Consider the following 23943-nt stretch of genomic DNA (forward strand, 5'->3'; position numbering starts at 1 on the left):
TTGGGCGTTTTCCTGCTCGTTAACCAAGAGAGGGAAAGCGCATGTCCAGCACAGTCGATCCGATCAGCTTTGACTCCATCGCACCGCAACCGGTGCGGACAACAGACGGTAGCCGAATGCTGATGCGCGCAGCGCAGGGCGTGGTCGGCGCTGCGCTGATCCTGACGGCCCTTGGCCTTTGGTTCGCACCCGGTGCAAGCTGGGATCACGAACTGATGCTTTTCAAGCTGCTGGCGTCCGCGATTGGCGGCATGGCCGGGATCGCCCTGTTGCAAGGCTTTGTTCGTCCTGCGCCACCCAAGGTGGAGGTGGACACAATTCGTCACGAAGTGCGCCTGGTACGCACCCGCGGCAAGGACCGGTTCGTTCTGGACCGCTGCGCCTTCAAGGATCTGACCAGCGTCGAGAATTCCGGCACCTACGTGAAGCTCTGGGGCAAGAACGACGCTTTGCTGGCCGAAGTGGCCGCAACCGACCGGGTCGCGCATCGCAGCCTCGTCACCGCCCTGCGGGTTGCCGGCAAACTCTGACTTCCGAAATTCACATAGGCGGAAAAGCGCGCTGTTCATCAGCGCGCATTCCCTGTTGAGACCTGCGGGATTGCCTTGGACGCACCGCACACCACATAACCTTCTGTATTAATAACAGGAGGTTCTTCCATGAAATCACTTCTTCTTGCTGCCGCGCTGACAGCCACAGCCGGTATGGCTGCTGCTTCTGCAGAGAAATACGTGCTCGATTCCAGCCACAGCCAGGTGCTGTTCAGCTACAACCATCTCGGCTTTTCAACCACCTACGGCATGTTTTCCGGTTTTGAAGGGGAAATCATGTTCGATCAGGCCGATCCCGCCGCCTCGTCCGTGAACGTGTCGATGCCGGTGATGAGCATGTTCACCGGCTGGGAAAAGCGTGAGGGGCATTTCATGTCCGAGGATTTCTTCGGCGCTGAAGAAGGCGACATGATTACTTTTTCCTCCACCTCCATCGAGGTGACCGGCGATGACACCGCCAAGATCACCGGCGATCTGACGATGAACGACGTCACCAAGTCGGTTGTGCTGGATGTCAAACTGAACCAGACGGGCGACCACCCCCAGGCGGGCAAACCATGGGCGGGCTTCGATGCCACGGCAACGGTGCTGCGCTCCGACTTCAACCTTGGCGCTTTCGCGCCCTACGTCAGCGATGAAGTCGAAATCAACATCTCGATCGAGGCGATGAAAGCGGAGTAAGCTGTCACAACGGCAGAAACGACAAAAGCCGCGCAGTGGGTTGCGCGGCTTTTTTTTTTGGTTACTGTTCGGCGCGGGTGGCGGTCAGCGAGATGTTCACCGCCACGTTGAACCCCAGTGTTCCCTCGTCTTTCTGGTTGTCGCCGATCCCGTAATTGCGCCGGTCCAGCGTTGCGCTGCCCGTCATGGTCGCAACGTCCCCTGATATCTCCAGTGTGAAGGGCAGGGTGACTGGCACCGAGGTGTCCTTCATGGTCAGTGTGCCCTGGGCTTCATACCCGCTTTCCGATCGCAGAATCTCCGCAACAAAAACCGCCGTCGGGAAAGCCTCCGCGTTGAAGTAATCGGCCCCCAGTGCCTGGCTGGTGACCGAGCCCAGCGTCAGCGACCCGATGGACACAGTGGTTTCCACAGTACCGGCGGTTCCCGCGGTGACGTCTTCATCGAATGATATTGCAGAGGTCCAGTCCGCGAAACTGCCCTGAACGTTCGTGCCCAGCTGGCGGACCGTTATGGTGATCTCGCCTTCCTGCACCTGCCAGTCCGATTGCACGTCCTCCAGAGCGGCGGCGGAGACGGTTGGCCCATGAGCCGCGTAAAGACCTAGGGCGTTGCCCACAAAAAGGGCGCTGATCCAGATCGCCACGGCGCTTGTCACGGGGGCCACGATGCGATGGCCGCCGCCGGTTGCTGCTACCTCCGGGCGCCCGGGCAGCATCCGCCGCAACGTGGCATCCTTGTCAATGACGTGGTGTTTTACCGCGCCGGCGACATGCAGCAGGATCGACGCTGCCAATACGCGTTCAAAGACGATGTGAAGCCCTGCCGTTACGGCCGCAACGGTTTCGGATTTGGGCACAAGGGGAAGCGATTGCCCCAAGGGCCACCAGATCGGCGCAAACCCATCCGTCGCGGCATGGTGCACCCAACCTGACAGGGGCACCAGCAGCAAGGATCCGTACAGCAGCCAGTGCACGGTTTCGGCGGCGAGACTTTCGACCTTGCGGTCCGGATGCAGCAAGCCGGGTTTGGGTTGGCTGAGTGCCCAGACAATACGTGCGAGTGCTACAAAAAATACCGTCACGCCCAGGGTTTTGTGCAGCGAGAACAGCCAGGCTTTCCGCGCAAGCTGCTCGGATGTGTCGAACGGCAGGCTGTTGGCGTAGATGCCCAGCGGGATCAGCGTCAGCACCAGAAGCGCGGTGAGCCAATGGAATGTTTTGGTGACACTGCCGTAATGCGAAGCGGTATTGGAAAGGGACATCGGTAACCTCAAACGTCGTGACATCCTGCATCATGTAGCGGGTCACCGGCTGGACGCAATGCCAGCCAGTGCACAGAGGGTGCGCGCCCGTGAGCAGGGGGGACGCAGGCAGGAGTATTGGCCGATGCGCCCCGTGCCCCTGCCGGGCCGGTTCCGCCGTTGCCTCGCCCGCGCGGGCAGGCTAAGCCAGACAGAACCATTACCAAGAGGAGACCGTCTTTCATGAGCATCGCATTTGTTTTTCCGGGGCAGGGGGCGCAAACCATCGGTATGGGAAAGGCGCTGGCGGACGCCTATCCAACGGCGCGCGCGGTGTTCGACGAAGTTGATGATGCCTTGGGCGAAAAGCTCAGCAGCCTGATCTGGGACGGGGAGATCGACACGCTGACGCTAACGGAAAACGCGCAACCGGCGTTGATGGCCACCTCGATGGCCGCCTTGCGCAGTCTGGAGGCGGAAGGCATCGGGCTGGACCGTGTGAGCTATGTCGCGGGGCACTCGCTTGGGGAATACTCGGCGCTGGCTGCGGCAGGAACCTTCAGCATTGCCGACGCCGCACGGTTGTTGCGCATTCGCGGCCGCGCGATGCAACAGGCCGTGCCGGTGGGCGAGGGAGCCATGGCGGCCATCCTCGGGCTTGACGTCGACGAGGCGGCGGATGTCGCGGCCCGCGCGGCACAGGGCGAGATCTGCCAGATCGCCAATGAGAACGACCCCGCGCAAAATGTGGTGTCGGGCACCCGGGAGGCGGTGGAGCGCGCGGTGGCGCTGGCCAAGGAGGCAGGGGCCAAACGCGCATTGATGCTGCCGGTATCGGCGCCTTTCCACTGTGCTCTGATGGAGCCTGCCGCTGCGGAGATGGCGCAGGCGCTGGACAAGGTGACGCTGAACGCCCCCAAGGTACCGCTGGTTGCAAACGTGCTTGCCGCATCGGTCAACGACACGACGCTGATCCGGTCGCTGCTGGTGGATCAGGTTACCGGGCGGGTGCGCTGGAAATCCTCGGTGGAGTGGATGGCCGGACAGGGCGTCACGGAATTCTGGGAAATCGGCGCGGGCAAGGCGCTCAGCGGTATGATCCGCCGGATCGCAAAAGACAGCACACAGCGCAACGTCGGCACACCGGAGGACGTGACATCCGTGGTCGCGAGCCTTTGAGGACGATTTGAAACATTTTTGAAACACAGGGTGAACGTTTGAAACCCGCAAACATTTGACCTGAAAGGCTTCCATCAGCTAATATTTCCGTATCCGTCGATATTTCCGGCGGTGTAACGATTGTGACTGTTGATTGGATGATTGCATGGTTTCTTTTAGAAAAGGCGTGGCGCTTTTAGCGATAGCCATTGCCGGAGTCTCCGCCCTCGCAAGCGACGCTGCCACGGTGGATGACGGCATCAGCACCTTTGCTAATACCACGATGTCCGCGTCCTCCTCAGACGGGCGCGCGCGTATCGGTGATATCAGCCGCGCCGGAGTCATCTAGACACCGCAGCGGCGTTGAAACAGGTGGCATCCCGATGCAGATGCGTATCAGGGGTGCGCGAGGCGTGCGCAAGACAATGGTCTCCTGCATCGTGAGCCTGTGCGGCGCGGCCGACCCATCAAGCGAGGTTGAATTTGTCAGGCTGGCGTGGCACTCCCACGCCAGCTTTTGATTTTTGGGAGACCCTGAATGTTTGATCTGACTGGTAAATCTGCGCTCGTCACCGGCGCCTCGGGGGGGATCGGTGCAGAGATCGCCCGGACACTGCACTGTGCAGGCGCGACAGTCGGTTTATCGGGAACACGGGTTGATCCCCTGGAGGCGCTGGCTGCGGAGCTTGGCGAGCGCGCGCATGTTCTGCCGTGCAATCTGAGCGACATGGCCGCGGTGGAGGCGTTGCCGAAACAGGCGATCGAGACGATGGGTTCCGTGGACATTCTTGTCAACAATGCCGGGATCACCCGGGACAACCTGTTCATGCGCATGTCGGACGAGGAGTGGAATTCGGTTCTGGACGTCAATCTGACCGCAACCTTCAAGCTTTGCAAAGGTGTGATGCGCGGCATGATGAAGGCGCGGTGGGGCCGGATCGTGAATATTTCCAGCGTTGTCGGCGCAACCGGGAACCCCGGCCAGGCGAATTACGCCGCGTCAAAGGCGGGCATGATCGGCATGTCCAAAAGCCTTGCCTACGAGGTGGCGAGCCGTGGCATCACCGTGAATGCGGTGGCCCCCGGTTTCATTGAAACCGCGATGACAGACAAGCTGACAGAGGATCAAAAGGCCGGAATCATGGGGCAAATTCCTGCCGGGCGCATGGGCACGCCGGCAGAAATCAGCGCGGCCGTGGCCTATCTGGCGAGTGCGGAGGCGGGCTATGTTACCGGTACCACCTTGCATGTGAATGGCGGTATGGCCATGTTGTAGGTCAGATTTGCGCCGCGCTCAAAGAGTGTGCACAATGCGTTTGCCATCTGTGCCGCTTGTGCTAAAGGGGGCGCAGTTTTGAGCCCGGATATGCAGTTGCATGTTGGGATCGATCCGAACAAGGTACGGCAGGCGCCGCGCCAACACGGACAGAGCCGCCCCTTTGGGGCAAACGTCTGACCATCCCGGGATCACCGGGTGGGCGGGCAACCGAAAGGGGCCAGTATGGCCCGAACGAATGAGGGACTATTATGAGCGACATCGCAGATCGCGTTAAGAAAATCGTTGTTGAGCACCTTGGTGTTGAAGAGGATAAAGTAGCTGAGAATGCTTCTTTCATCGACGATCTTGGTGCAGACAGCCTCGATACTGTCGAGCTGGTGATGGCATTCGAAGAAGAATTCGGCATCGAAATTCCTGATGACGCCGCCGAAACCATCCAGACATTTGGCGACGCGGTGAAGTTCATTACCGAAGCCTCCTAATAGCCGCCGGGCTTTTCCGGCAACGAGATTAAAAAGGCGTCTTTCCGCGAGGAAAGGCGCCTTTTGTCCTATAAAGTTCGCGGAGGGGTTGAATTGGCGCCCTGTCTCGCGCAAATCTGCGAAAAGAGGGCGCAAAGCCCCGCAATCAGAGCAGAGGCAGCAAAGATGTCGCGCACGATACCAACAATCAACACGTCGCGGTTGACCCTGCGCGGGATGCGCCCGGAGGATTTTGGGCGCTATGCCGCGATCTGGTCGATGCCGGAGGTTGTGGAACACATCAACGGCGCGCCCTGGTCGCGCAGCAAGGCGTGGGATGCATTCCTGCGCAACGCGGGGCACTGGCAGATCACGGGTTTCGGCCAGTGGGCGATTCACCGGCACCGTGCACCCGACATGTGTGGGCAGGTGGGGTTTTTCTATGCAAAACGGGATCTTGGTGAGGATTTTGACGATTTTCCCGAGGCAGGATGGGTGCTTGCGCCGGAGGCGCATGGGCAGGGCCTCGGGATCGAAGCGGCGCGGGCGGCGCATGACTGGTTCGACCGCGTGGTCACCGGCAGGCTTGTCTGCATGATCGCGCCGGAACATGGCGGATCACTGCGCATTGCCGACGCTCTGGGCTACGAGTTGATGCGGGATGCAGAATTCGATGGCAGTGCTGTCCGATTGATGGCACGCAAGGGACCACCACAGTAACATTGCGGCGATGCGCTGTGTACTGAGTGCACTTGCACAAAAACCTCCCTGCACTGTATGGGGTGGGACGAAATTGAGAGGGGCATTACGATGCGGAGAGTAGTTGTCACAGGTTTGGGCCTGGTAACACCGTTGGCCGATGGCGTGGAAGCCAGTTGGTCGCGTATCCTTGACGGTCAATCAGGTGCGGGGCCGATCACGGGGTTTGATCCCGGTAAACTGGTCACGCAATACGCCTGCGAAGTGCCTTTGGGTGACGGCTCGGACGGCACGTTCAACGCCGACACCTACATGGAGCCGAAAGACCAGCGGAAGGTGGACACCTTCATTCTGTTTGGTCTGGCCGCCGCACAGCAGGCGGTCGAGGATGCCGGGTGGCACCCGGAGGATCGCGAGAGCCTCGATCGCACCGGTGTGTTGATCGGCTCGGGTATCGGCGGGCTGAATTCCATCGCGAACACCGCGATCATGATGAATGAGAAGGGGCCGCGCCGCGTCTCGCCGTTCTTTGTGCCGGGCGCGCTGATCAACCTGATCTCCGGTCAGGTGTCGATCAAATACGGGTTCCGCGGCCCGAACCATTCGGTGGTGACGGCGTGTTCGACCGGGGCGCATGCGATTGGCGATGCGAGCCGCCTGATCCAGCACGGCGACGCGGATGTGATGATTGCCGGCGGTGCGGAGGCCGCGATCTGTGAAATCGGGATCGCCGGGTTCAACGCCTGCAAGGCGCTCAGCACCAAGCGCGGAGACACTCCGGAGAAAGCCAGCCGCCCCTATGACGAGGACCGCGATGGTTTCGTCATGGGCGAGGGGGCCGGGATCGTCGTGCTGGAAGAATATGAGCATGCCAGGGCGCGCGGCGCCAAGATCTATGCCGAGGTGCTGGGATATGGTTTGTCGGGTGACGCCTACCATATTACCGCCCCTGCCGAAGACGGCGACGGTGCCGAGCGCGCCATGCGTGCCGCCCTGAACAATGCCGGACTGACGCCGGCCGACATCGATTACATCAATGCGCATGGTACGTCGACGATGGCCGATACCATCGAGCTTGGCGCGGTCGAGCGGATGCTGGGAGAGCACGCGCGCAATGTCACCATGTCGTCCACGAAGTCTTCCACGGGTCATCTTTTGGGCGCGGCGGGCGCGATCGAGGCGATCTTCTCGATCCTGGCGATCCGTGACCAGGTCGCGCCACCGACGATCAACCTGGACAATCCGGCGGTTGAAACGCAAATCGACCTCGCGCCCAATGCGAAACGGGAACGCAAGGTGGACGTCGCCCTGTCCAACTCCTTTGGCTTTGGCGGCACGAACGCCAGCGTCATTTTCGGGAAGGTCGGCTGATGTGGCGACATATCGCGTCTAACGCGGTGACCATGCTGATCGTGCTGCTTTTCCTGATGGGTGGCGTGATCCTTTGGGGCAAGGGCCAGTATGAGGCAGCCGGTCCGCTTGATCAGGCGATATGCCTGCAGGTCGAGCGCGGGTCTAACATGCGCCGGGTCAGCCGGTCGCTGGAAGATCAGGGCGCGGTCAGCTCCCCGACGATTTTTCGCATGGGGGCAGATTATGCCGACAAGACGTCGCAGCTGAAGGCGGGCAGTTATCTGGTCGCCCCCGGTGCCTCCATGGCGGAGATCGTGGACATCGTCACGCGGGGCGGCGCCAGCACCTGCGGGACCGAGGTTGTCTACCGGATTGGCGTGAACAGACTGGGCATCCAGGTGCGCGAACTGGATCCTGAAACAAATCGCTTCGAAGAACGCGCCGCCTTTACCCCGGCCGAAGAAGAAACGCCCGAAATATATGCGGAAAAGAAGGCGCAGCCCGATACGCGGTTCCGCGTGGCGTTGGCCGAAGGGGTGACGAGCTGGCAGGTTGTCGAGAGCCTTAAGTCGATGGACGTGCTGGAGGGGGCTGTCGCTGACTTGCCGCCCGAAGGATCGTTGGCGCCGGACAGCTACGAGGTGCGCCCGGGGGATGATCGGACGCAGATCATCGAACGGATGCAGGCCGCGCAGGAACTGAGGGTCGCGCAAGCCTGGCAAAACCGGGCGGAGGACCTGCCCGTAGAGACGCCGGAGGAGCTGCTGGTGCTGGCCTCTATCATTGAGAAGGAAACCGGTGTTGCCGAAGAGCGGGGGCAGGTGGCAAGCGTTTTCGTCAACCGCCTGAACCGTGGCATGCGCCTTCAGACCGACCCGACGGTGATTTACGGCGTCACCAAGGGGCAGGGTGTTCTGGGCCGGGGTCTGCGGCAAAGCGAGTTGCGCGCGGCAACCCCGTGGAACACCTATGTGATCGAAGGATTGCCACCCACACCAATTGCCAACCCAGGGGCCGCGAGCCTGCAGGCGGCGGCGCGGCCCTTGACGACGGATTATGTATTCTTCGTTGCCGATGGCACCGGCGGACATGCCTTTGCCGAAACGCTGGATGAGCATAATCGCAATGTGGCCAAATGGCGTGAGATTGAGGCGGAACGCGCCAACTGACGACAACAACGGCGCAATAAAACAGGGGCCGATCGCGTGTTTTCTTCCCTTGCGTAAAGGCGTTGCCCAGTGATCCATGATACCCTTATGCGTGTATTCGTTTTAGGAATTTGTTAATCGTACCGTACGGTTAGAGATTTTGCTTGCCTCGAATTCTCTTGACTTTGCGAACGGACACACGTATAACTTGTGACATGCTAGAAGAAGTGGGCAGACGACCCCGGGAGTGATCCCGCCGGGTCGTTTTTTCGTTTCTCTCGTGCGGAGACTACGCGCATGAGAGGTAGACACCTGAATGACTTTGATAACCCCAGAGCTCGTAGAGTCGCAAACCGAAGACCTTCTGAATTCGGTCATCGGTTCCATCAAGGATTTGCGTAAAGAACTTGAAGACCTGAAAGAACGGGTCCGCGCAACGGATGGTGAGCAGACAGTGCAGGGCAACAAGACCGTGACACAAGCCGTGTCGCTACTTGAGACCTGCCAGAAAGTGGAGAACCGCCTTGTCGAATGCCGCAGCAAACACGCAGGTATCGCCCGCGGGGGCTATGCCCTCGATCTCGAAAGAGCACGGGCTGAGATTGGGTGCAAGCTGGCTCGGCTCCGCTGCACGCGACCTACAAGAGACATTTCTCAATGACCTGAACGAGGGAGAGCTTCTGGCTCTCCCTTATTTGTTCGAGTTCTGGGCCATGGAACATCAGCTGCCGCCAGAGGGAGACTGGCGCGCGTGGGTGATCATGGGGGGACGCGGTGCGGGGAAGACACGGGCAGGCGCGGAGTGGGTGCGCGCGCAGGTCGAGGGAGCGAAACCAACGGATGAGGGGCGTGCAAGACGCGTGGCCCTTGTAGGCGAGACCATCGATCAGGTCCGCGAAGTGATGATATTCGGCGACAGCGGTATTCTGGCCTGTTCGCCACCGGACAGACGGCCCGACTGGGAAGCGGGGCGCAAGCGCCTGGTCTGGCCCAATGGGGCCGTGGCCTCGGTGCATTCCGCCTTCGACCCTGAAGGGTTGCGCGGGCCGCAGTTCGATGCTGCCTGGGTTGACGAACTGGCGAAGTGGAAAAAGGCGGAGAGCACATGGGACATGTTGCAGTTCGCCTTGCGGCTGGGGGACAAGCCGCAGGTTTGCGTTACGACCACGCCGCGGAATGTCGGGGTGCTGAAAGCCCTGCTGAAATCGCCATCGACGGTTCTGACGCAGGCACCGACCGAAGCCAATGCGGCCAACCTGGCCGCGTCGTTTCTGGAGGAGGTGCGGGCGCGGTACAAGGGCACGCGGCTGGGACGTCAGGAACTGGACGGTGTCTTGCTGGAAGACGCGGAGGGCGCGTTGTGGACATCATCGGGTATCGAGCAGTGCCGGGTGCGCGAAGCGCCGGAACTGGACCGCATCGTTGTGGCGGTGGACCCGGCAACCACAGGCGGTTCGGACTCTGACGAGTGCGGGATCATCGTGGCAGGGGTCAAGACAGCGGGTGCACCGCAGGACTGGCGGGCCGTGGTTTTGGCCGATTGCACCGTGACAGGGGCATCGCCCGCCGGATGGGCGCAGGCCGCGATTGCGGCGATGGAGCAGTTCGGCGCGGACCGGCTGGTGGCTGAAGTCAACCAGGGCGGCCAGATGGTGGCCGAAGTGATCCGGCAGGTCGATCCGCTGGTCCCCTACAAAGGGGTACATGCCAGCCGCGGCAAGGTCGCACGGGCAGAACCGGTTGCGGCGCTCTACGAGCAGGGGCGGGTGCGGCACATGCCGGGCCTTGAGGATCTGGAAGACCAGATGTGCCGGATGACGCTACAGGGTTACGAAGGCAAGGGCTCCCCGGATCGGGTCGACGCCCTAGTCTGGGCCTTGCATGAACTGATGATTGAACCCGCCGCAAAGTGGCGGGCCCCGCGGGTGCGGTCGCTCTGAGAGCGCGGACCCCGTAACACTTAACACTTTGGCGAATGATCAGAAATCGGTGCGGCGAATGCGGTCGCGCCGACTGCTTTGGCGCGCCGGCACATTAATCGAGGAGCAAACGACATGGTTTTTGACTTTCTAAAGCGCGGTGTGCCGATGGAGGTGCCGGAGCAGAAGGCGAGCGCCACCGGGCCGGTCGTGGCCTACCAGTCTTCGGGGCGGGTGGCGTGGAGCCCGCGGGATGCTGTCTCGCTGACGCGCACAGGATTTTCCGGCAATCCGGTTGGCTTCCGGTCGGTGAAGCTAATCGCGGAAGCGGCGGCCGCCTTGCCTCTGGTGCTGCAGGATGCCGAACAACGGTACGAAACACACCCCTTCATTGACCTGGTGTCGCGCCCCAACCCGATGCAGGGGCGTGCGGAATTGCTGGAGGCGCTTTACGCGCAGCTTCTGCTGACCGGCAATGGATACGTCGAGGCCGTGGCCGCGGAAAGCGCGCTGCCCGTTGAATTGCACGTGCTGCGATCAGATCGCATGAGTGTGGTACCGGGAAGCGATGGCTGGCCCATCGCCTATGAATACGCTGTTGGCGGGCGCAAGCACCGGTTCGATGCGACGGGCGCGCAGACGCCGGTATGCCATATCAAGAGCTTTCACCCGCAGGATGATCACTACGGGTTCAGCCCGATGCAGGCGGCGGCGATGGCGGTGGACGTGCATAACTCCGCCAGCCGCTGGTCCAAGGCGCTGCTGGACAACGCGGCACGCCCGTCGGGCGCCATCGTGTACCGGGGCGCCGAGGGGCAAGGCACGATGAACACCGACCAATACGAACGTCTGGTCAGTGAAATGGAGAGCCATCATCAGGGCGCGCGTAACGCGGGACGCCCGATGCTGCTGGAAGGCGGATTGGACTGGAAACCCATGGGGTTTTCGCCCTCGGACATGGAATTTCAGAAAACCAAGGAGGCTGCCGCGCGCGAGATCGCGCTGGCCTTCGGTGTGCCGCCGATGCTGCTGGGGATACAGGGCGATGCGACCTACGCGAACTACCAGGAGGCGCATCGCGCGTTCTACCGCTTGACGGTACTGCCGCTGGTCACCCGGGTCACTGCGGCACTGGCCAACTGGATCGCGCAGTACACCGGCGAACAGCTGACCCTGAAGCCCGATCTGGACCAGGTACCTGCACTGGCGGCAGAACGCGATGCCCAGTGGAACCGGGTCGCGCAGGCGGATTTCCTGAGCCAGGCGGAGAAACGGGCGCTCTTGGGCTTGCCGGCGGTGAGTGCGGATGAGTGATCCGAGGGTGGAGCGGTTTGAATGCGCGCCGGGCCTGCGGCTGCAGGCCCATGAACGGGTCTCGCAGATCCAGCATGAAAACCTGATCCGGCGGCTCGACCGGGTCGAGGAGATGATGGAGCGGCTGGAGAAAAGACTGTGGCTGACCGTTTACGGGATCGTCGCGATGATCCTGGGTGAGGCTTTGCAGTCCGTGCTGGTGGCCGTGCCGTGACAGAACAGATGATAACATCAAACATGAGGAGAGAGGCCATGGACTTCGACACAGGGCTGGAACGCAAGTTCGCCCGTTTCGGCGAAGCGCTTGAGGTGGAGGAAGGCTGCGTCATCAGCGGCTACGCCAGCCTTTTCGGGGCCGTCGATCAGGGCAATGATGTCGTGGCGGCCGGTGCCTATGGCGCATCGCTGGCGTCCTTGAATGCCAAGGGCACCAAGGTCAAGATGCTCTGGCAGCATGACCCCACGCAACCGATTGGGATCTGGGACGACGTCCGCGAGGACGCCCGGGGCCTTTGGGTCAAGGGCCGGTTGCTGGACAGTGTGGCCAAGGGCCGCGAAGCCGCTGCGCTGATCGAGGCGGGCGCCATCGACGGGCTGTCGATCGGGTATCGCACCCGCAAGGCCACGAAGAATTCCAAGGGCCAGCGGCTCTTGACCGAACTGGAGCTTTGGGAGGTGTCGCTGGTGACGTTTCCAATGCTGCCCAGTGCGCGGGTTGCGGGCAAGTCGGAGGACACCGACCTTGACCGCCATCTGCGTGACATGGCGGCCGCCTTTGCAGGCGCGCGCGCTGATCTGGCGCGCCGCTAACGCGCACCTGTCGTCCCGGGCGTGCGCACGTGCCGCGCCCATCAATCTATCACATTGAGGAACTGCCAATGAGCAAGACCGAACGCAAGGCGGCGGGCGGGGAAGGTTTGTCCCCCGCTGAGGACGTCAGACAAGCCGTAACCGGCTTTGTCACTGATTTCAAAAGCTTCCAAACCGACATTGAAACAAAACTTCAACAAACAGAAGAGCGACTGACCATGCTGGACCGTAAGACACACTCCCCCCAACGTACCCCTCTTGGCGGCGCCATCGAAGCTGGCGCGCCACACCAGAAGGCCTTCAACGCATACCTGCGTTCGGGGGATGATGACGGCCTGCGCGGGCTTGAGATGGACGCGAAATCCCTTTCGACCGCAGTCAACTCGGACGGCGGCTACCTTGTCGACCCGCAGACGTCGGACGCCGTGAATTCGGTGCTTAAGGCGACGGCCTCAATCCGCGCCATCGCGGCGGTGGTCAACGTTGAAGCAACTTCCTATGACGTTCTGGTCGATCACACCGATGTCGGTGCAGGCTGGGCGACCGAGACAGGCGCGACCACGGAAACCGACACGCCGCAGCTTGATCGTATCACCATCCCGCTGCACGAGCTGAGCGCTCTGCCGAAGGCGTCCCAGCGGCTGCTTGACGACAGCGCCTTTGATATCGAGAACTGGCTGGCAAGCCGTATTGCCGACAAGTTTGCCCGCGCAGAAGCCGCGGCCTTCGTCAACGGCGACGGGATCGACAAACCCATGGGGTTCCTGACACATGCCACGGTGGACAACGATGTCTGGACCTGGGGCAACCTGGGCTATGTGCCGACGGGCCTTGCCGGCGATGTCACGGCGGATTCCATCATTGATCTGGTCTATGCGCTGGGAGCGGAGTACCGCGCCAACGCGACCTTCGTGATGAATTCCAAGACGGCTGGTCTGGTGCGCAAGCTGAAGGACAACGACGGTCGCTTCCTGTGGTCGGACGGTCTTGCGGCGGCTGAGCCTGCACGGCTGATGGGATACCCCGTTCTGATCGCCGAGGACATGCCCGATGCGGGCCTTGATGCGACGGCCATCGCCTTTGGTGATTTCGCAAACGGCTACACCATCGCGGAACGCCCTGATCTGCGTGTTCTGCGGGACCCCTTCAGCGCCAAGCCGCATGTGCTGTTTTATGCCACGAAGCGGGTCGGCGGTGATGTAAGCGACTTTTCCGCCATCAAACTGCTGAAATTCGGCACTTCCTAAGCGGAGGTGACGATACCGGCGCCGGGGCCTGTGCCCCGTGCGCCGGGGCCGGGTGCGCGCCGGCATCATTTGCGTTGTCTAGCTGCTCCCCTCCGACCGAGCAATGCGGATGGGCGCGTGCCCGGCTCCCATGTCCACGGGGGCAAGAATTTGGAGACATTCCATGATGTTGATTGAAGAGACGACGGTGCCGGATGCGGCATTGCCCGTCGAGGAATTCAAAGCGCACCTGCGGCTGGGAACCAGCTTTGGCAACGAGAGTGCGCAAGACGAGGTTTTAAGCGGTTTTCTACGCGCCGCGATGGCGGCCGTCGAAGCGCGTACGGGAAAAGTCCTGATGACTCGCCCTTTCAGCTGGTCGTTGACCTTTTGGCGGGACCGCGATGCACAGGTTTTGCCTGTTGCGCCGGTATCGGTGGTGAACCACGTCTGGACCGTCGCAAGAGACGGATCCCAGGCCGAGATAGACGCGGCACAATACTGGCTTGAACGCGACAGCCAGCGCCCGCGCCTGCGATCGGTTGGCGCCTGTTTGCCGGTGATCCCGCAAGGTGGCTCTGCATTGGTGGAGTTCGAGGCAGGGTATGGGCTGACCTGGAGTGATTTGCCCGCCGACCTGCGTCAGGCCGTGTTGCTTCTGGCGTCGCACTACTACGAATACCGCCACGAGACATCCCTGAGCGATGGATGCATGCCGTTTGGCGTCTCCAGCCTGATCGAGCGTTACAAGGTGTTGCGGATGGGACCGGGGGCAAACCGATGAACGCCCCACGTCTGAATCGCAAACTGGTGCTTGAGACACCTGTCAAGATCGCCGATGGGGCCGGTGGCTACGTCGAGGACTGGCAGCCGCTCGGCACCCTGTGGGCACAGGTGTCGGCGCGGACCGGTCGGGAGACCGCGCAATCCGGTGCTCCCGTGTCTGCCATGAGCTACAGAATTGTTGTGCGCGGAGCGCCTTTCGGAGCGCCTGATCGCCCCAAGCCGGAGCAGCGGTTTCGGGAAGGCGAGCGGCTGTTCGTCATTCAGGCAGTGGCTGAAGAAGACGCGGACGGGCGTTTCATCACCTGCTTTGCCACCGAGGAGATCGCGGTATGAGTTATGCCATGTCGGGCGCGCTTCAGGCCGCCATCTACGATGTCTTGACAACCGACCTGACGCTGACGGGCCTGATCGGGGGTGACATTTACGATGCTGTACCAACCGGTACGATGCCCGAAACCTACGTGAGCTTGGGCCGCGAACAGGTGAAAGACGCCTCTGATCAGACCGGCGATGGCGCGCTGCATATCATCGACATCTCGGTGATAACGACGCAACCGGGATTTGCCGGTGCCAAGGACGTCGCCGCCGCTATCTCGGACGTTTTGCACGATGCGGATCTCGTGTTGAGCCGTGGCCGTCTTGTTTACTTGCGCTTTTCGCGCGCGGACGCGCGGCGGATCGACAAGAACGCCGGTCGGGAAATCCGGCTGCGATTTCGCGCCAGAGTCGAAGACCAATAACATTTTTTGATTTCAAACAGGAGACAACCCATGGGTGCTCAGAACGGAAAAGACCTTTTGATCAAGGTCGATATGACAAACACGGGAGCGTTCACGACGCTGGCAGGTCTACGGGCCACGCGGGTGAGCTTCAACGCCGAAACCATTGATGTGACAAGCCTTGAAAGCCAGGGTGGTTGGCGCGAGTTGCTGTCAGGCGCCGGTGTGCGGTCGGTGTCGATCAGCGGTTCCGGTGTCTTCCGTGACGCGGACACCGATGAACGCGCCCGGCAGTTGTTCTTCGACGGTGAAGCGCCGCAGTTCCAGGTTGTGATCCCGGATTTCGGTATCGTGGAGGGGCCATTTCAGGTCACCGCGATCGAATACGGCGGCAGCCACAACGGTGAGGCGACCTACGAGTTGTCACTTGCCAGCGCGGGTTCACTGAGCTTCACGGCGATCTGACAATGGCAAATCCCTGGAGGGGCGATGTGGCCTTGGAGATCGACGGTCAGACGCATGTGATGCGCCTGACACTCGGTGCGCTTGCAGAACTGGAAGCCTCGCTGGAGGAGAAATCCCTGATGGCTTTGGTCGAACGTTTCGAAAGCAGCAGTTTCACCAGCCAGGATGTGCTGGATCTGCTGCACGCCGGTTTGCGCGGTGGTAAATGCGGGGTGGAGGCCGATGCTCTCTACCATGCAGACATCACCGGGGGGCCGATCGCTGCAGCGAAAGCGGCGGCGGAATTGCTGGCGCGAGCCTTCACGGTTCATGGCACATGAGCAGCCTTGACTGGCCGGCCCTGATGCGGGTGGCGTTTCGCGGTTGCGGATTGTCGCCAGAGGCCTTCTGGGAACTGACACCTGCGGAATTCCAGTTGATCGTGGGAGATCCCGCGCAATCCGGACCCTTGTTGACCAGTGGCCTCGAAGCCCTGATGGCGGCCTACCCGGACAATGAAAATGAGGATGAGCTCAATGACAGATGATAGCAGCTTTGATGATTTCGAGGCGCGTGCTGACGGGCTTAACGATACCCTTGCACAAACCAGCGTTCTGGTGACCGGATTTGACAGCGAGCTACGGCGCATGAAGTCGTCGCTGGAGGCGACGGGCCGGGACATCGCTGTTTTGGAACGGGGCCTGAGCCGTGGCTTGCGGCGTGCCTTTGACGGTGTGGTGTTCGATGGTCTGAACTTGTCGGATGCACTGCATACGCTGGCCGACAGCATGGTCAACACCGCTTACAACGCGGCCATCAGCCCGGTGACGAAACACGTAGGCGGTCTGCTGGCACAGGGGGTCGATGGGCTGGTGGGTAATATCCTGCCATTCGCCGATGGGGCGCCTTTCAGCCAAGGGCGCGTGATGCCTTTCGCCACCGGTGGGATTGTCAGCGGCGCCACGCCCTTTGGCATGCGGGGCGGCATGGGGATCATGGGCGAGGCGGGCCCCGAGGCCATCATGCCCTTGGCGCGTGGCCCGGACGGCAAACTGGGCGTGCGGGGTGCCGGTGGTGGTGGCCAGACGGTGGTCATGAATATCACCACACCCGACGTTCAGGGGTTCCAGCGCAGCCAGGGTCAGATCGCGGCCCAGATGTCGCGGGCCTTGGGCCGCGGTCAGCGCAATCGGTAACATTGAGGGGAGCAACAGATGCAGTTTCACGAAGTCAGATTTCCGGCAACATTGAGTTTTGGATCCGTGGGCGGCCCGGAGCGGCGCACGGATGTTGTCACCATCAGCAATGGATACGAGGAGCGCAATTCGCCCTGGGCGCATTCGCGTCGTCGCTATGATGCTGGCATGGGTATGCGGTCGCTCGACGATATCGAGACAATGATTGCCTTTTTCGAAGCACGATACGGGCAGCTTTTCGCGTTCCGCTGGAAGGACTGGTCCGACTACCGATCAAGCAAACCATCGTTGGATATCACAGCCTTCGACCAGGAAATCGGCACGGGCGATGGGGTCAAGTCCGAATTTCAGTTGCTCAAAACCTACGACTCCGGTGCGTATAGCTATGTGCGGCCCATCACGAAACCTGTTTCGGGAACCGTTCGCGTTGGCGTAGCGGATGTTGAACTGACCGACACTGTCGAGTTTTCCGTCGACCTGACGTCCGGGCTGGTCACTTTTGCAAATGCGCCTCAAGCGGGTGCGACGGTCACTGCCGGTTTCGAATTCGATGTGCCGGTGCGCTTTGACACGGATCGCATTCAGACCAGCATTGCAAGCTTTCAGGCCGGCGAAGTGCCTAATGTTCCGATCGTGGAGGTGCGTATCTGATGGCCGAGATGGATGCGGGCCTTCAGGCCCATCTGGCGAGCGGGCTGACAACCGTCGCGCATGCGTGGTCGATCACGCGCAAGGACGGCGTGGTCCTGGGTTTCACGGATCACGACCGTGATCTGGAGTTTGAAGGGGTCACCTTCAGGGCCGATACCGGCTTGACCGCCCTGTCATTGGCGCAGAGTACCGGGCTGTCCGTTGACAACACCGAAGCACTTGGCGCGCTGAGCGACCTGTCAATCCGCGAAGACGAGATTGAGCAGGGCCGGTTCGATGAGGCACAGGTCGAGGCATGGTTGGTGAACTGGCAGGATGTCTCGCAGCGCTGGTTGCAGTTTCGTGGCATGATCGGAGAGCTGCGGCGGGCCGACGGAGGTTTTCAGGCCGAGCTGCGGGGGCTGACCGAAGCACTGAACCGCCCGTTGGGTCGCGTATACCAAAAACCCTGCACCGCCGTTCTGGGCGACACATCCTGCGGCGTGGATCTGAATGCACCGGGGAATTTCATTGATTTGCCCGTTGAAGGCGTGACCCAGTCGCGCATTTTCACGTGGGATAACTTCTCAGGCTTCGACGCGGGTTGGTTTTCACGCGGGCGGCTTGAAGTGCTTAGCGGCGATCCCGCGGGACTTTGGGGCATGATCAAGCATGATCGTTTCGACGGATCAAAGCGCATCATCGAGTTGTGGGAGCCAATCCGCAGCGCGATTTCCGGCGGTACCAACGTTCGGTTGATCGCCGGTTGTGACAAGCGCAGCGAAACATGCCGTCTGAAGTTTTCGAACCTCGCGAATTTTCAGGGATTTCCGGATGTTCCCGGAGAAGACTGGATGATGGCCGTACCAAAGTCGACCAGTGCAAACACAGGCGGTAGTCGCAGATGACGGAATTTTCACAGAAAATCGTTCAGGAAGCGCGTGCCTGGATTGGGACGCCTTATGTTCATCAATCCTCGGTGAGGGGGGCAGGCACCGATTGCCTTGGTTTGTTGCGCGGAATCTGGCGCGCTTTATACGATGGCGAGCCAGAAGAGATACCAGCCTATTCTTACGATTGGTCCGAGCCACAGGGAGAAGAGAAACTGTGGGAGGCCGCCTTGCGGCATCTGGTCGCGAAGGATCTCAACGACGAGGATGCGGGCGATGTATTGCTGTTTCGGATGCGCGCTGGCGCCGTCGCCAAGCATCTGGGCGTGGCGGGCCGCATTGGCGCGGATGCCAGTTTTCTGCACGCGTATTCCGGTCACGGGGTTAAGGAGAGCTCGCTGAGCCTGCCTTGGCGGCGTCGCATTGTTGCACGGTTTCAATTTCCTGAGGAGGCCACCTGATGGCAACGATAGTACTTTCCGCGGTTGGCGCGGCTGTTGGTGGTTCCATCGGGGGATCGGTCGCAGGTCTTTCCACCGCTGTCATCGGCCGCGCGGTTGGTGCGACGGTTGGCAAGATGATCGACCAGAGACTTCTGGGGCAGGGATCCGATGTGGTGACCACCGGTCAGGTCGACCGGTTCCGGATTTCCAGTGTTGGCGAGGGGGAGGTGATCTCGCAGGTCTACGGCCGCATGAGGCTTGGCGGTCAGGTCATCTGGGCATCTGATTTTCAGGAGACTGTCACCGTAAGCGGTGGTGGCGGCGGTGGTGGCAAAGGTGCGCCCAGCCAGCCGCAGACACGGAAATACTCGTATACCGTCAATCTGGCTGTTGCGATATGCGAGGGTGAAATCACCCGTGTTGGACGCATCTGGGCAAACGGCGAAGAGATTGCCCCGGATGATTTGAATTTGCGGATTTACAAGGGAAGTGCCGAGCAACTGCCTGATCCGGTGATGGAGGCCATTGAAGGCACTGGAATGGTTCCGGCCTATCGCGGCACGGCATATGCGGTCATCGAGAACCTCGATCTGGAGCGGTTCGGAAACCGTGTGCCGCAGTTTTCATTCGAGGTGTCGCGGCCCGAACAGATCGGTGAGGCGGATGCAGATCAGTCATTGACCTACGGCATTCGCAGCGTTGCATTGATCCCCGGCACGGGTGAATATTCCTTGGCGACCACACCGGTCCACTACACAAATGGACCGGGCAGCAGATGGAGCGCTAACGTCAACACGCCAGCCGAAAAGCCGGATTTCTGTGTCTCGCTGGAGGCGCTGGTGGAAGAATTGCCGAACTGTCAGGCTGCCTCGCTGGTCGTGTCGTGGTTTGGCAACGATCTTCGGTGCGGCAATTGCAGCGTGCGCCCCAAGGTTGAGAAAAAGCAGTACGAAGGCGAGAACATGCCATGGACCGTTGCCGGGCTGACACGCGCTTCCGCGCAGGCCATGGTGCAAGAGAATGGCCGTCCGATTTACGGGGGAACACCGACGGATCAATCTGTCATTCAAGCCATTCAGGCGATGCACGCCGCAGGCAAGAAAGTGATGTTCTATCCGTTCATTCTGATGGATCAGCTTTCCGACAACATGCTGCCGAACCCCTACGCCCCGGAAGAAATGCAACCCCGGCTTCCCTGGCGTGGTAGGATTACCTTGTCTGTTGCGCCCGGTGTTGACGGGTCGCCGGATGGCAGCGCAGCGGCCACGACCGAAGTTGATGCTTTTTTCGGGTCTGCCACCGCTGCAGATTACTCAACGGCCGGCGGTGTGGTGAGTTACAGCGGCCCTCAGGAATGGACCCTGTCGCGTTTCGTGCTGCACTACGCCGCTTTGTGCAAGCTCGCAGGTGGCGTCGAAGCGTTTTGCATCAGTTCCGAGATGCGAGGACTGACTCAGATCAGAGGCCCGGGAAACAGTTTTGTGGCTGTTGAGCGCCTGAGGGCTCTTGCTGGTGAGGTGCGTGCAGTTCTGGGCGCAGGTACCAAGATCAGCTACGCTGCCGATTGGAGCGAATACTTTGGCTACCAGCCACAGGATGGATCAAACGATCGCTACTTTCACCTCGATCCGCTCTGGGCGGACGCCAATATCGATTTCATCGGCATAGACAACTACATGCCGATCTCGGACTGGCGTGACGGTGACGACCACCTCGATGTCGATGCAGGAACCATTTACGATCTGGATTACCTGCGGGGCAATGTGGCTGGCGGTGAAGGTTATGATTGGTATTATGCGTCAGACGATGCGCGGAACAATCAGATACGCACACCGATCGAGGATCAGGCACACAACGAACCATGGATCTACCGTTACAAAGACATTCGCAACTGGTGGTCAAACCCGCATCACGACCGTGTCGCCGGGCAGAGATCACCGACAGCATCGCCATGGGTACCGGGCTCAAAACCGGTTTGGTTTACGGAAATGGGCTGCGCCGCGATCGACAAGGGCACCAACGAACCCAACAAGTTTCTGGATGCGAAATCATCTGAAAGCAGCCTGCCGAAATACTCGAATGGGGCGCGAGACGACTTCATGCAGGCGCAATACCTGCGGACCATGGCCTCATATTGGGGTGATCCGGCAAATAATCCGGTGTCATCGGTATATGCTGGTCCCATGGTGGATATGGACCGCGCGTTCGTATGGGCTTGGGACGCACGCCCGTACCCCTACTTTCCGAATACTTCGAGTTTGTGGAGCGATTCAGAAAACTATGGTCGTGGTCATTGGCTGAACGGGCGCACGTCGGCCCGATCACTTGCATCGGTTGTCGCCGAAGTCTGTGCAAAAGCCGGTTTGACAGATGTCGATACGAGCCAGTTGTACGGGACGGTACGCGGATATCTGGTAGATGACGTGAATGATGCGCGTGCCTCACTGCAGCCGCTGATGTTGCGATACTCCTTCGATGCGATTGAGCGGGATGGAAAGCTGATTTTCAAGATGCGTGACGGCCGTGGCGCAGTCACTCTTGATCGCGCAGTATTGGCTTTGAGCACCGAGCTTGATGGCGCGGTTGAGCAAACACGAGCGGCGCAGGCCGAAATGGCCGGGCGGGTGAGGCTAAGGTTCGTCCAGGCCGATGCCGAATTTGATGTCCTGGCGGAGGAAGCGGTTCTTGCAGATGAGCAAACACATGCCGTGTCAACCTCCGAAATGCCCATCGCGCTGACGCGCGTGGAAGGGCGGCAGGTCGCGGAGCGATGGCTCACCGAGGCCCGGGTGGCTCGCGACGCCATTCGATTTGCGCTTCCTCCATCCTGTCTGACGATGGGCGCAGGCGATGTTGTGGCCTTGAATGGGGAACAGGCCGAAGGAAAGGCGCTGTATCGAATAGACCGCGTCGAGCAGGGCATGCTGCAGATCGTTGAGGCAGTCCGGATCGAACCGGACATCTACACACCCTCCGGTATGGATGATGAGGTTCCTACGGCGCGCCCGGTCGTACCGGCGGTACCTGTCCTCCCGCTGTTTCTGGATTTGCCGCTTATCACGGGGGATGAAAACCCCTATGCGCCACATGTGGCCATTACCGCACAGCCCTGGCCCGGATCGGTGGCTCTTTACACTTCTCCGCAGGAGAGCGACTTCAAGCTGCTCAGTCAATTCTCCGCCCGCTCCATTATCGGTAAAACGCAAACTGAAATTGTCTCGGCGCCATCAGGCCGTCTGGATCGCGGCGCAGCTCTTGAAGTGAAACTCAGCAGTGGCACGCTGAGTTCCGTCGACATCCGAGCGGTCCTGAGCGGCGCTAATCTCGCGGCTATTGGCGACGGGCATCCAAACAATTGGGAGGTCTTTCAGTTCACGGACGCTGAACTGGTGGCCGAAAACACCTATCGGCTGACAAATCGTCTGCGCGGCCAGCTTGGTACCGAAGGTATCATGCCTGATGTATGGCCCGCGGATTCCTGGTTCGTGCTTTTGAACGGACTTCCGGAACAGATGGACTTGAGCCGCAACCTGCGACGTGTGGCGCAAACATACCGGATCGGACCAGCACGCCGTCCAGTTGATGACGCCTCCTATATTCAGGAAACGCATGCGTTCGACGGGAACGGGTTACGGCCATACGCGCCAGCCCATCTGCGGGCCAAGCGCGCGGATGATGGCACAGTTGTGATCGATTGGATCAGGCGCACACGGGTGGACGGGGACAGTTGGGACGTACCCGAAATACCCCTTGGCGAGGAAAGCGAAGCCTATGTCGTTCGGATTATCAAGGATGGCGTGACCGTTCGAGAAGTCTCGGTCGCACAGCCGAAATGGCATTACTCGCTTGCAAACCAGCTTGAGGACAGCATGTCTGAACCTTTCACGATCGAGGTCGGGCAGGTATCCGCGGCATATGGGCTGGGATTGTCACGTCGATTTGAAATGGGGGTTTAGCAGCCCCTTCAGGGGCTGGACTGGTCACCTTGGGGCGCGATATGCGTGAGATTCGGCGGGTTTAGGGATGTCATTTCAAATCGGAATGATGGGCATCACGGGTTTGCGTTTGTGAATTGGTTCTTAAATAGAGTAAGAATCGGTGAAAAGGATGTGTGTCATGGCTGAACTGAAACGGAACATCGCAAAGTTAGACCCGGCCTGGGATCAGATTTGTGACGAGGCGCGCCAGGCTGCTATAGACGAACCCCTGATGGGCGGTTTTCTGCATGCCTGTATTCTGCATCACAAGAGCATCGAGAAGGCATTGTCCTATCGAATTGCGGCCAAGCTTGCGTCGAACGAGATGTCGATGGTTGTTGTTCGTGAAATGGTGGAAGAAGCCTATGCGCAGGACCCTTCACTGATCCAGGCGGCGCGCGCTGACCTGGCCGCGATATTCGAACGCGATCCGGCATGCCATCGTCTGCTGCAGCCCATTTTGTACTTCAAGGGCTATCAGGCCATGCAGGCTTACCGCGTTGGACACCACCTGTGGACAAAAGGGCATCGCGACCTGGCGTATTTCGTGCAGATGCGCGTGTCCGAGATCTTTGGTGTCGACATCCACCCGGCTGCGAGGATCGGGCAGGGGATCATGATCGACCACGCCCATTCTATCGTGATCGGCGAAACCGCGGTTGTTGGCGACAACGTCTCGATGCTGCATTCGGTGACCTTGGGTGGCACCGGCAAGGAAGAAGAAGACCGCCATCCGAAAATCGGAAATGGCGTGCTGATCGGTGCGGGTGCGAAAGTACTCGGCAACATCAAGGTGGGCCATTGCAGCCGCATCGCTGCCGGGTCCGTCGTTCTCGAAGAGGTTCCCGCCTGTAAGACGGTGGCGGGCATTCCGGCGCGTATCGTTGGCGAAGCCGGGTGCGATCAGCCCTCGGTTTCGATGAACCATATGTTTGGCCCAGAAAGCCAGTAAAGTCACAAAATAGATGCAAAAAAGGCCGGGCGTAACGCGCCCGGCCTTTTTTGCGTTCGAGCGG

Annotated in this window: 27 protein-coding genes; 26 read left to right on the forward strand and 1 reads right to left on the reverse strand. The window is 60.5% G+C overall.

The genetic code is table 11. The features are described 5' to 3' along the window. The first annotated feature begins 41 nt into the window (after window positions 1–41). Window positions 42–530, forward strand: a complete 489-nt coding sequence (locus KX928_RS12075) for a hypothetical protein (RefSeq protein WP_219502482.1) — start codon at window positions 42–44, stop codon at window positions 528–530. Window positions 531–659: 129 nt separating this feature from the next. After that, complete coding sequence (locus KX928_RS12080; protein ID WP_219502485.1) at window positions 660–1232, forward strand: YceI family protein; 573 nt, start codon at window positions 660–662, stop codon at window positions 1230–1232. Window positions 1233–1293: 61 nt separating this feature from the next. On the opposite strand, the gene KX928_RS12085 is transcribed toward KX928_RS12080, so the two are convergent. After that, window positions 1294–2496, reverse strand: coding sequence for a cytochrome b/b6 domain-containing protein (locus KX928_RS12085; RefSeq protein WP_219502488.1), 1203 nt, complete (start codon window positions 2494–2496; stop codon window positions 1294–1296). A gap of 222 nt (window positions 2497–2718) precedes the next feature. On the opposite strand from KX928_RS12085, the gene fabD reads away from it, so the two are divergent. The 24 genes from fabD (at window position 2719) to cysE (ending at window position 23879) form a co-directional block, all read left to right on the forward strand. Next, a complete protein-coding gene (gene fabD / locus KX928_RS12090) occupies window positions 2719–3654 on the forward strand; it encodes an ACP S-malonyltransferase (RefSeq protein WP_219502505.1) in 936 nt (311 codons plus the stop codon). A gap of 145 nt (window positions 3655–3799) precedes the next feature. Next, complete coding sequence (locus KX928_RS12095) at window positions 3800–3982, forward strand: hypothetical protein (RefSeq protein WP_219502508.1); 183 nt, start codon at window positions 3800–3802, stop codon at window positions 3980–3982. Between the two features lie 189 nt (window positions 3983–4171). Beyond that, window positions 4172–4909, forward strand: a complete 738-nt coding sequence (gene fabG / locus KX928_RS12100) for a 3-oxoacyl-[acyl-carrier-protein] reductase (RefSeq protein WP_219502511.1) — start codon at window positions 4172–4174, stop codon at window positions 4907–4909. A gap of 251 nt (window positions 4910–5160) precedes the next feature. Beyond that, complete coding sequence (locus KX928_RS12105; RefSeq protein ID WP_035247318.1) at window positions 5161–5394, forward strand: acyl carrier protein; 234 nt, start codon at window positions 5161–5163, stop codon at window positions 5392–5394. A gap of 165 nt (window positions 5395–5559) precedes the next feature. Next, on the forward strand, window positions 5560–6093 hold the full coding sequence (locus KX928_RS12110) for a GNAT family N-acetyltransferase (protein WP_219502512.1): 534 nt from the start codon (window positions 5560–5562) through the stop codon (window positions 6091–6093). A gap of 90 nt (window positions 6094–6183) precedes the next feature. Then, window positions 6184–7443 carry a beta-ketoacyl-ACP synthase II gene (fabF, locus tag KX928_RS12115; RefSeq protein ID WP_219502516.1) on the forward strand — a complete coding sequence of 420 codons (1260 nt, stop codon included), beginning with the start codon at window positions 6184–6186 and terminating at the stop codon, window positions 7441–7443. Next, a complete protein-coding gene (mltG, locus tag KX928_RS12120; RefSeq protein WP_219502521.1) occupies window positions 7443–8594 on the forward strand; it encodes an endolytic transglycosylase MltG in 1152 nt (383 codons plus the stop codon). Before fabF ends, mltG begins: the two co-directional genes overlap by 1 nt. Before the next feature lie 548 nt (window positions 8595–9142). Further along, window positions 9143–10513 (forward strand): DNA-packaging protein, encoded by a 1371-nt coding sequence (locus tag KX928_RS12125; RefSeq protein ID WP_219503809.1) that lies wholly within the window; start codon window positions 9143–9145, stop codon window positions 10511–10513. A 114-nt stretch (window positions 10514–10627) separates the two neighbouring features. Continuing rightward, a complete protein-coding gene (locus tag KX928_RS12130; protein ID WP_219502524.1) occupies window positions 10628–11806 on the forward strand; it encodes a phage portal protein in 1179 nt (392 codons plus the stop codon). After that, window positions 11799–12020, forward strand: coding sequence for a GTA head formation protein, RCAP_rcc01685 family (locus KX928_RS12135; RefSeq protein ID WP_219502527.1), 222 nt, complete (start codon window positions 11799–11801; stop codon window positions 12018–12020). The genes KX928_RS12130 and KX928_RS12135 overlap by 8 nt, the downstream gene beginning before the upstream one ends. A gap of 38 nt (window positions 12021–12058) precedes the next feature. Beyond that, window positions 12059–12616, forward strand: a complete 558-nt coding sequence (locus KX928_RS12140; RefSeq protein ID WP_219502530.1) for an HK97 family phage prohead protease — start codon at window positions 12059–12061, stop codon at window positions 12614–12616. A 68-nt stretch (window positions 12617–12684) separates the two neighbouring features. After that, a complete protein-coding gene (locus KX928_RS12145; RefSeq protein WP_219502534.1) occupies window positions 12685–13863 on the forward strand; it encodes a phage major capsid protein in 1179 nt (392 codons plus the stop codon). 163 nt (window positions 13864–14026) lie between these two features. Then, window positions 14027–14626, forward strand: coding sequence for a head-tail connector protein (locus tag KX928_RS12150; RefSeq protein WP_219502545.1), 600 nt, complete (start codon window positions 14027–14029; stop codon window positions 14624–14626). Beyond that, a complete protein-coding gene (locus tag KX928_RS12155; protein ID WP_219502549.1) occupies window positions 14623–14961 on the forward strand; it encodes a phage head closure protein in 339 nt (112 codons plus the stop codon). Before KX928_RS12150 ends, KX928_RS12155 begins: the two co-directional genes overlap by 4 nt. Continuing rightward, the gene (locus tag KX928_RS12160) at window positions 14958–15368 is read left to right on the forward strand and encodes a DUF3168 domain-containing protein (RefSeq protein ID WP_219502552.1); all 411 of its coding nucleotides are present in this window, start codon (window positions 14958–14960) and stop codon (window positions 15366–15368) included. The genes KX928_RS12155 and KX928_RS12160 overlap by 4 nt, the downstream gene beginning before the upstream one ends. A 30-nt stretch (window positions 15369–15398) precedes the next feature. Continuing rightward, on the forward strand, window positions 15399–15812 hold the full coding sequence (locus KX928_RS12165; RefSeq protein WP_219502555.1) for a phage major tail protein, TP901-1 family: 414 nt from the start codon (window positions 15399–15401) through the stop codon (window positions 15810–15812). 2 nt (window positions 15813–15814) lie between these two features. Next, window positions 15815–16132 (forward strand): gene transfer agent family protein, encoded by a 318-nt coding sequence (locus tag KX928_RS12170; protein WP_219502558.1) that lies wholly within the window; start codon window positions 15815–15817, stop codon window positions 16130–16132. Next, window positions 16129–16338 carry a rcc01693 family protein gene (locus tag KX928_RS12175; protein ID WP_219502561.1) on the forward strand — a complete coding sequence of 70 codons (210 nt, stop codon included), beginning with the start codon at window positions 16129–16131 and terminating at the stop codon, window positions 16336–16338. The genes KX928_RS12170 and KX928_RS12175 overlap by 4 nt, the downstream gene beginning before the upstream one ends. Then, complete coding sequence (locus KX928_RS12180; RefSeq protein WP_219502565.1) at window positions 16328–16987, forward strand: RcGTA-type gene transfer agent tail tape measure protein; 660 nt, start codon at window positions 16328–16330, stop codon at window positions 16985–16987. The genes KX928_RS12175 and KX928_RS12180 overlap by 11 nt, the downstream gene beginning before the upstream one ends. A gap of 18 nt (window positions 16988–17005) precedes the next feature. After that, on the forward strand, window positions 17006–17638 hold the full coding sequence (locus KX928_RS12185; RefSeq protein WP_219502567.1) for a DUF2460 domain-containing protein: 633 nt from the start codon (window positions 17006–17008) through the stop codon (window positions 17636–17638). Continuing rightward, window positions 17638–18525 (forward strand): phage/gene transfer agent baseplate hub protein, encoded by an 888-nt coding sequence (locus KX928_RS12190; RefSeq protein ID WP_373274799.1) that lies wholly within the window; start codon window positions 17638–17640, stop codon window positions 18523–18525. Before KX928_RS12185 ends, KX928_RS12190 begins: the two co-directional genes overlap by 1 nt. Then, window positions 18522–18968: a C40 family peptidase gene (locus tag KX928_RS12195; protein ID WP_219502570.1), complete on the forward strand. Its 447-nt coding sequence runs from the start codon at window positions 18522–18524 to the stop codon at window positions 18966–18968. The genes KX928_RS12190 and KX928_RS12195 overlap by 4 nt, the downstream gene beginning before the upstream one ends. Next, window positions 18968–22906: a baseplate multidomain protein megatron gene (locus KX928_RS12200; RefSeq protein WP_219502573.1), complete on the forward strand. Its 3939-nt coding sequence runs from the start codon at window positions 18968–18970 to the stop codon at window positions 22904–22906. The genes KX928_RS12195 and KX928_RS12200 overlap by 1 nt, the downstream gene beginning before the upstream one ends. Window positions 22907–23066: 160 nt before the next feature. Then, window positions 23067–23879, forward strand: a complete 813-nt coding sequence (gene cysE, locus KX928_RS12205; RefSeq protein ID WP_219502576.1) for a serine O-acetyltransferase — start codon at window positions 23067–23069, stop codon at window positions 23877–23879. Window positions 23880–23943: the final 64 nt, after the last annotated feature.

It is taken from the genome of Roseobacter insulae, from assembly GCF_019375555.1.
GTDB classification, from domain to species: domain Bacteria; phylum Pseudomonadota; class Alphaproteobacteria; order Rhodobacterales; family Rhodobacteraceae; genus Roseobacter; species Roseobacter insulae.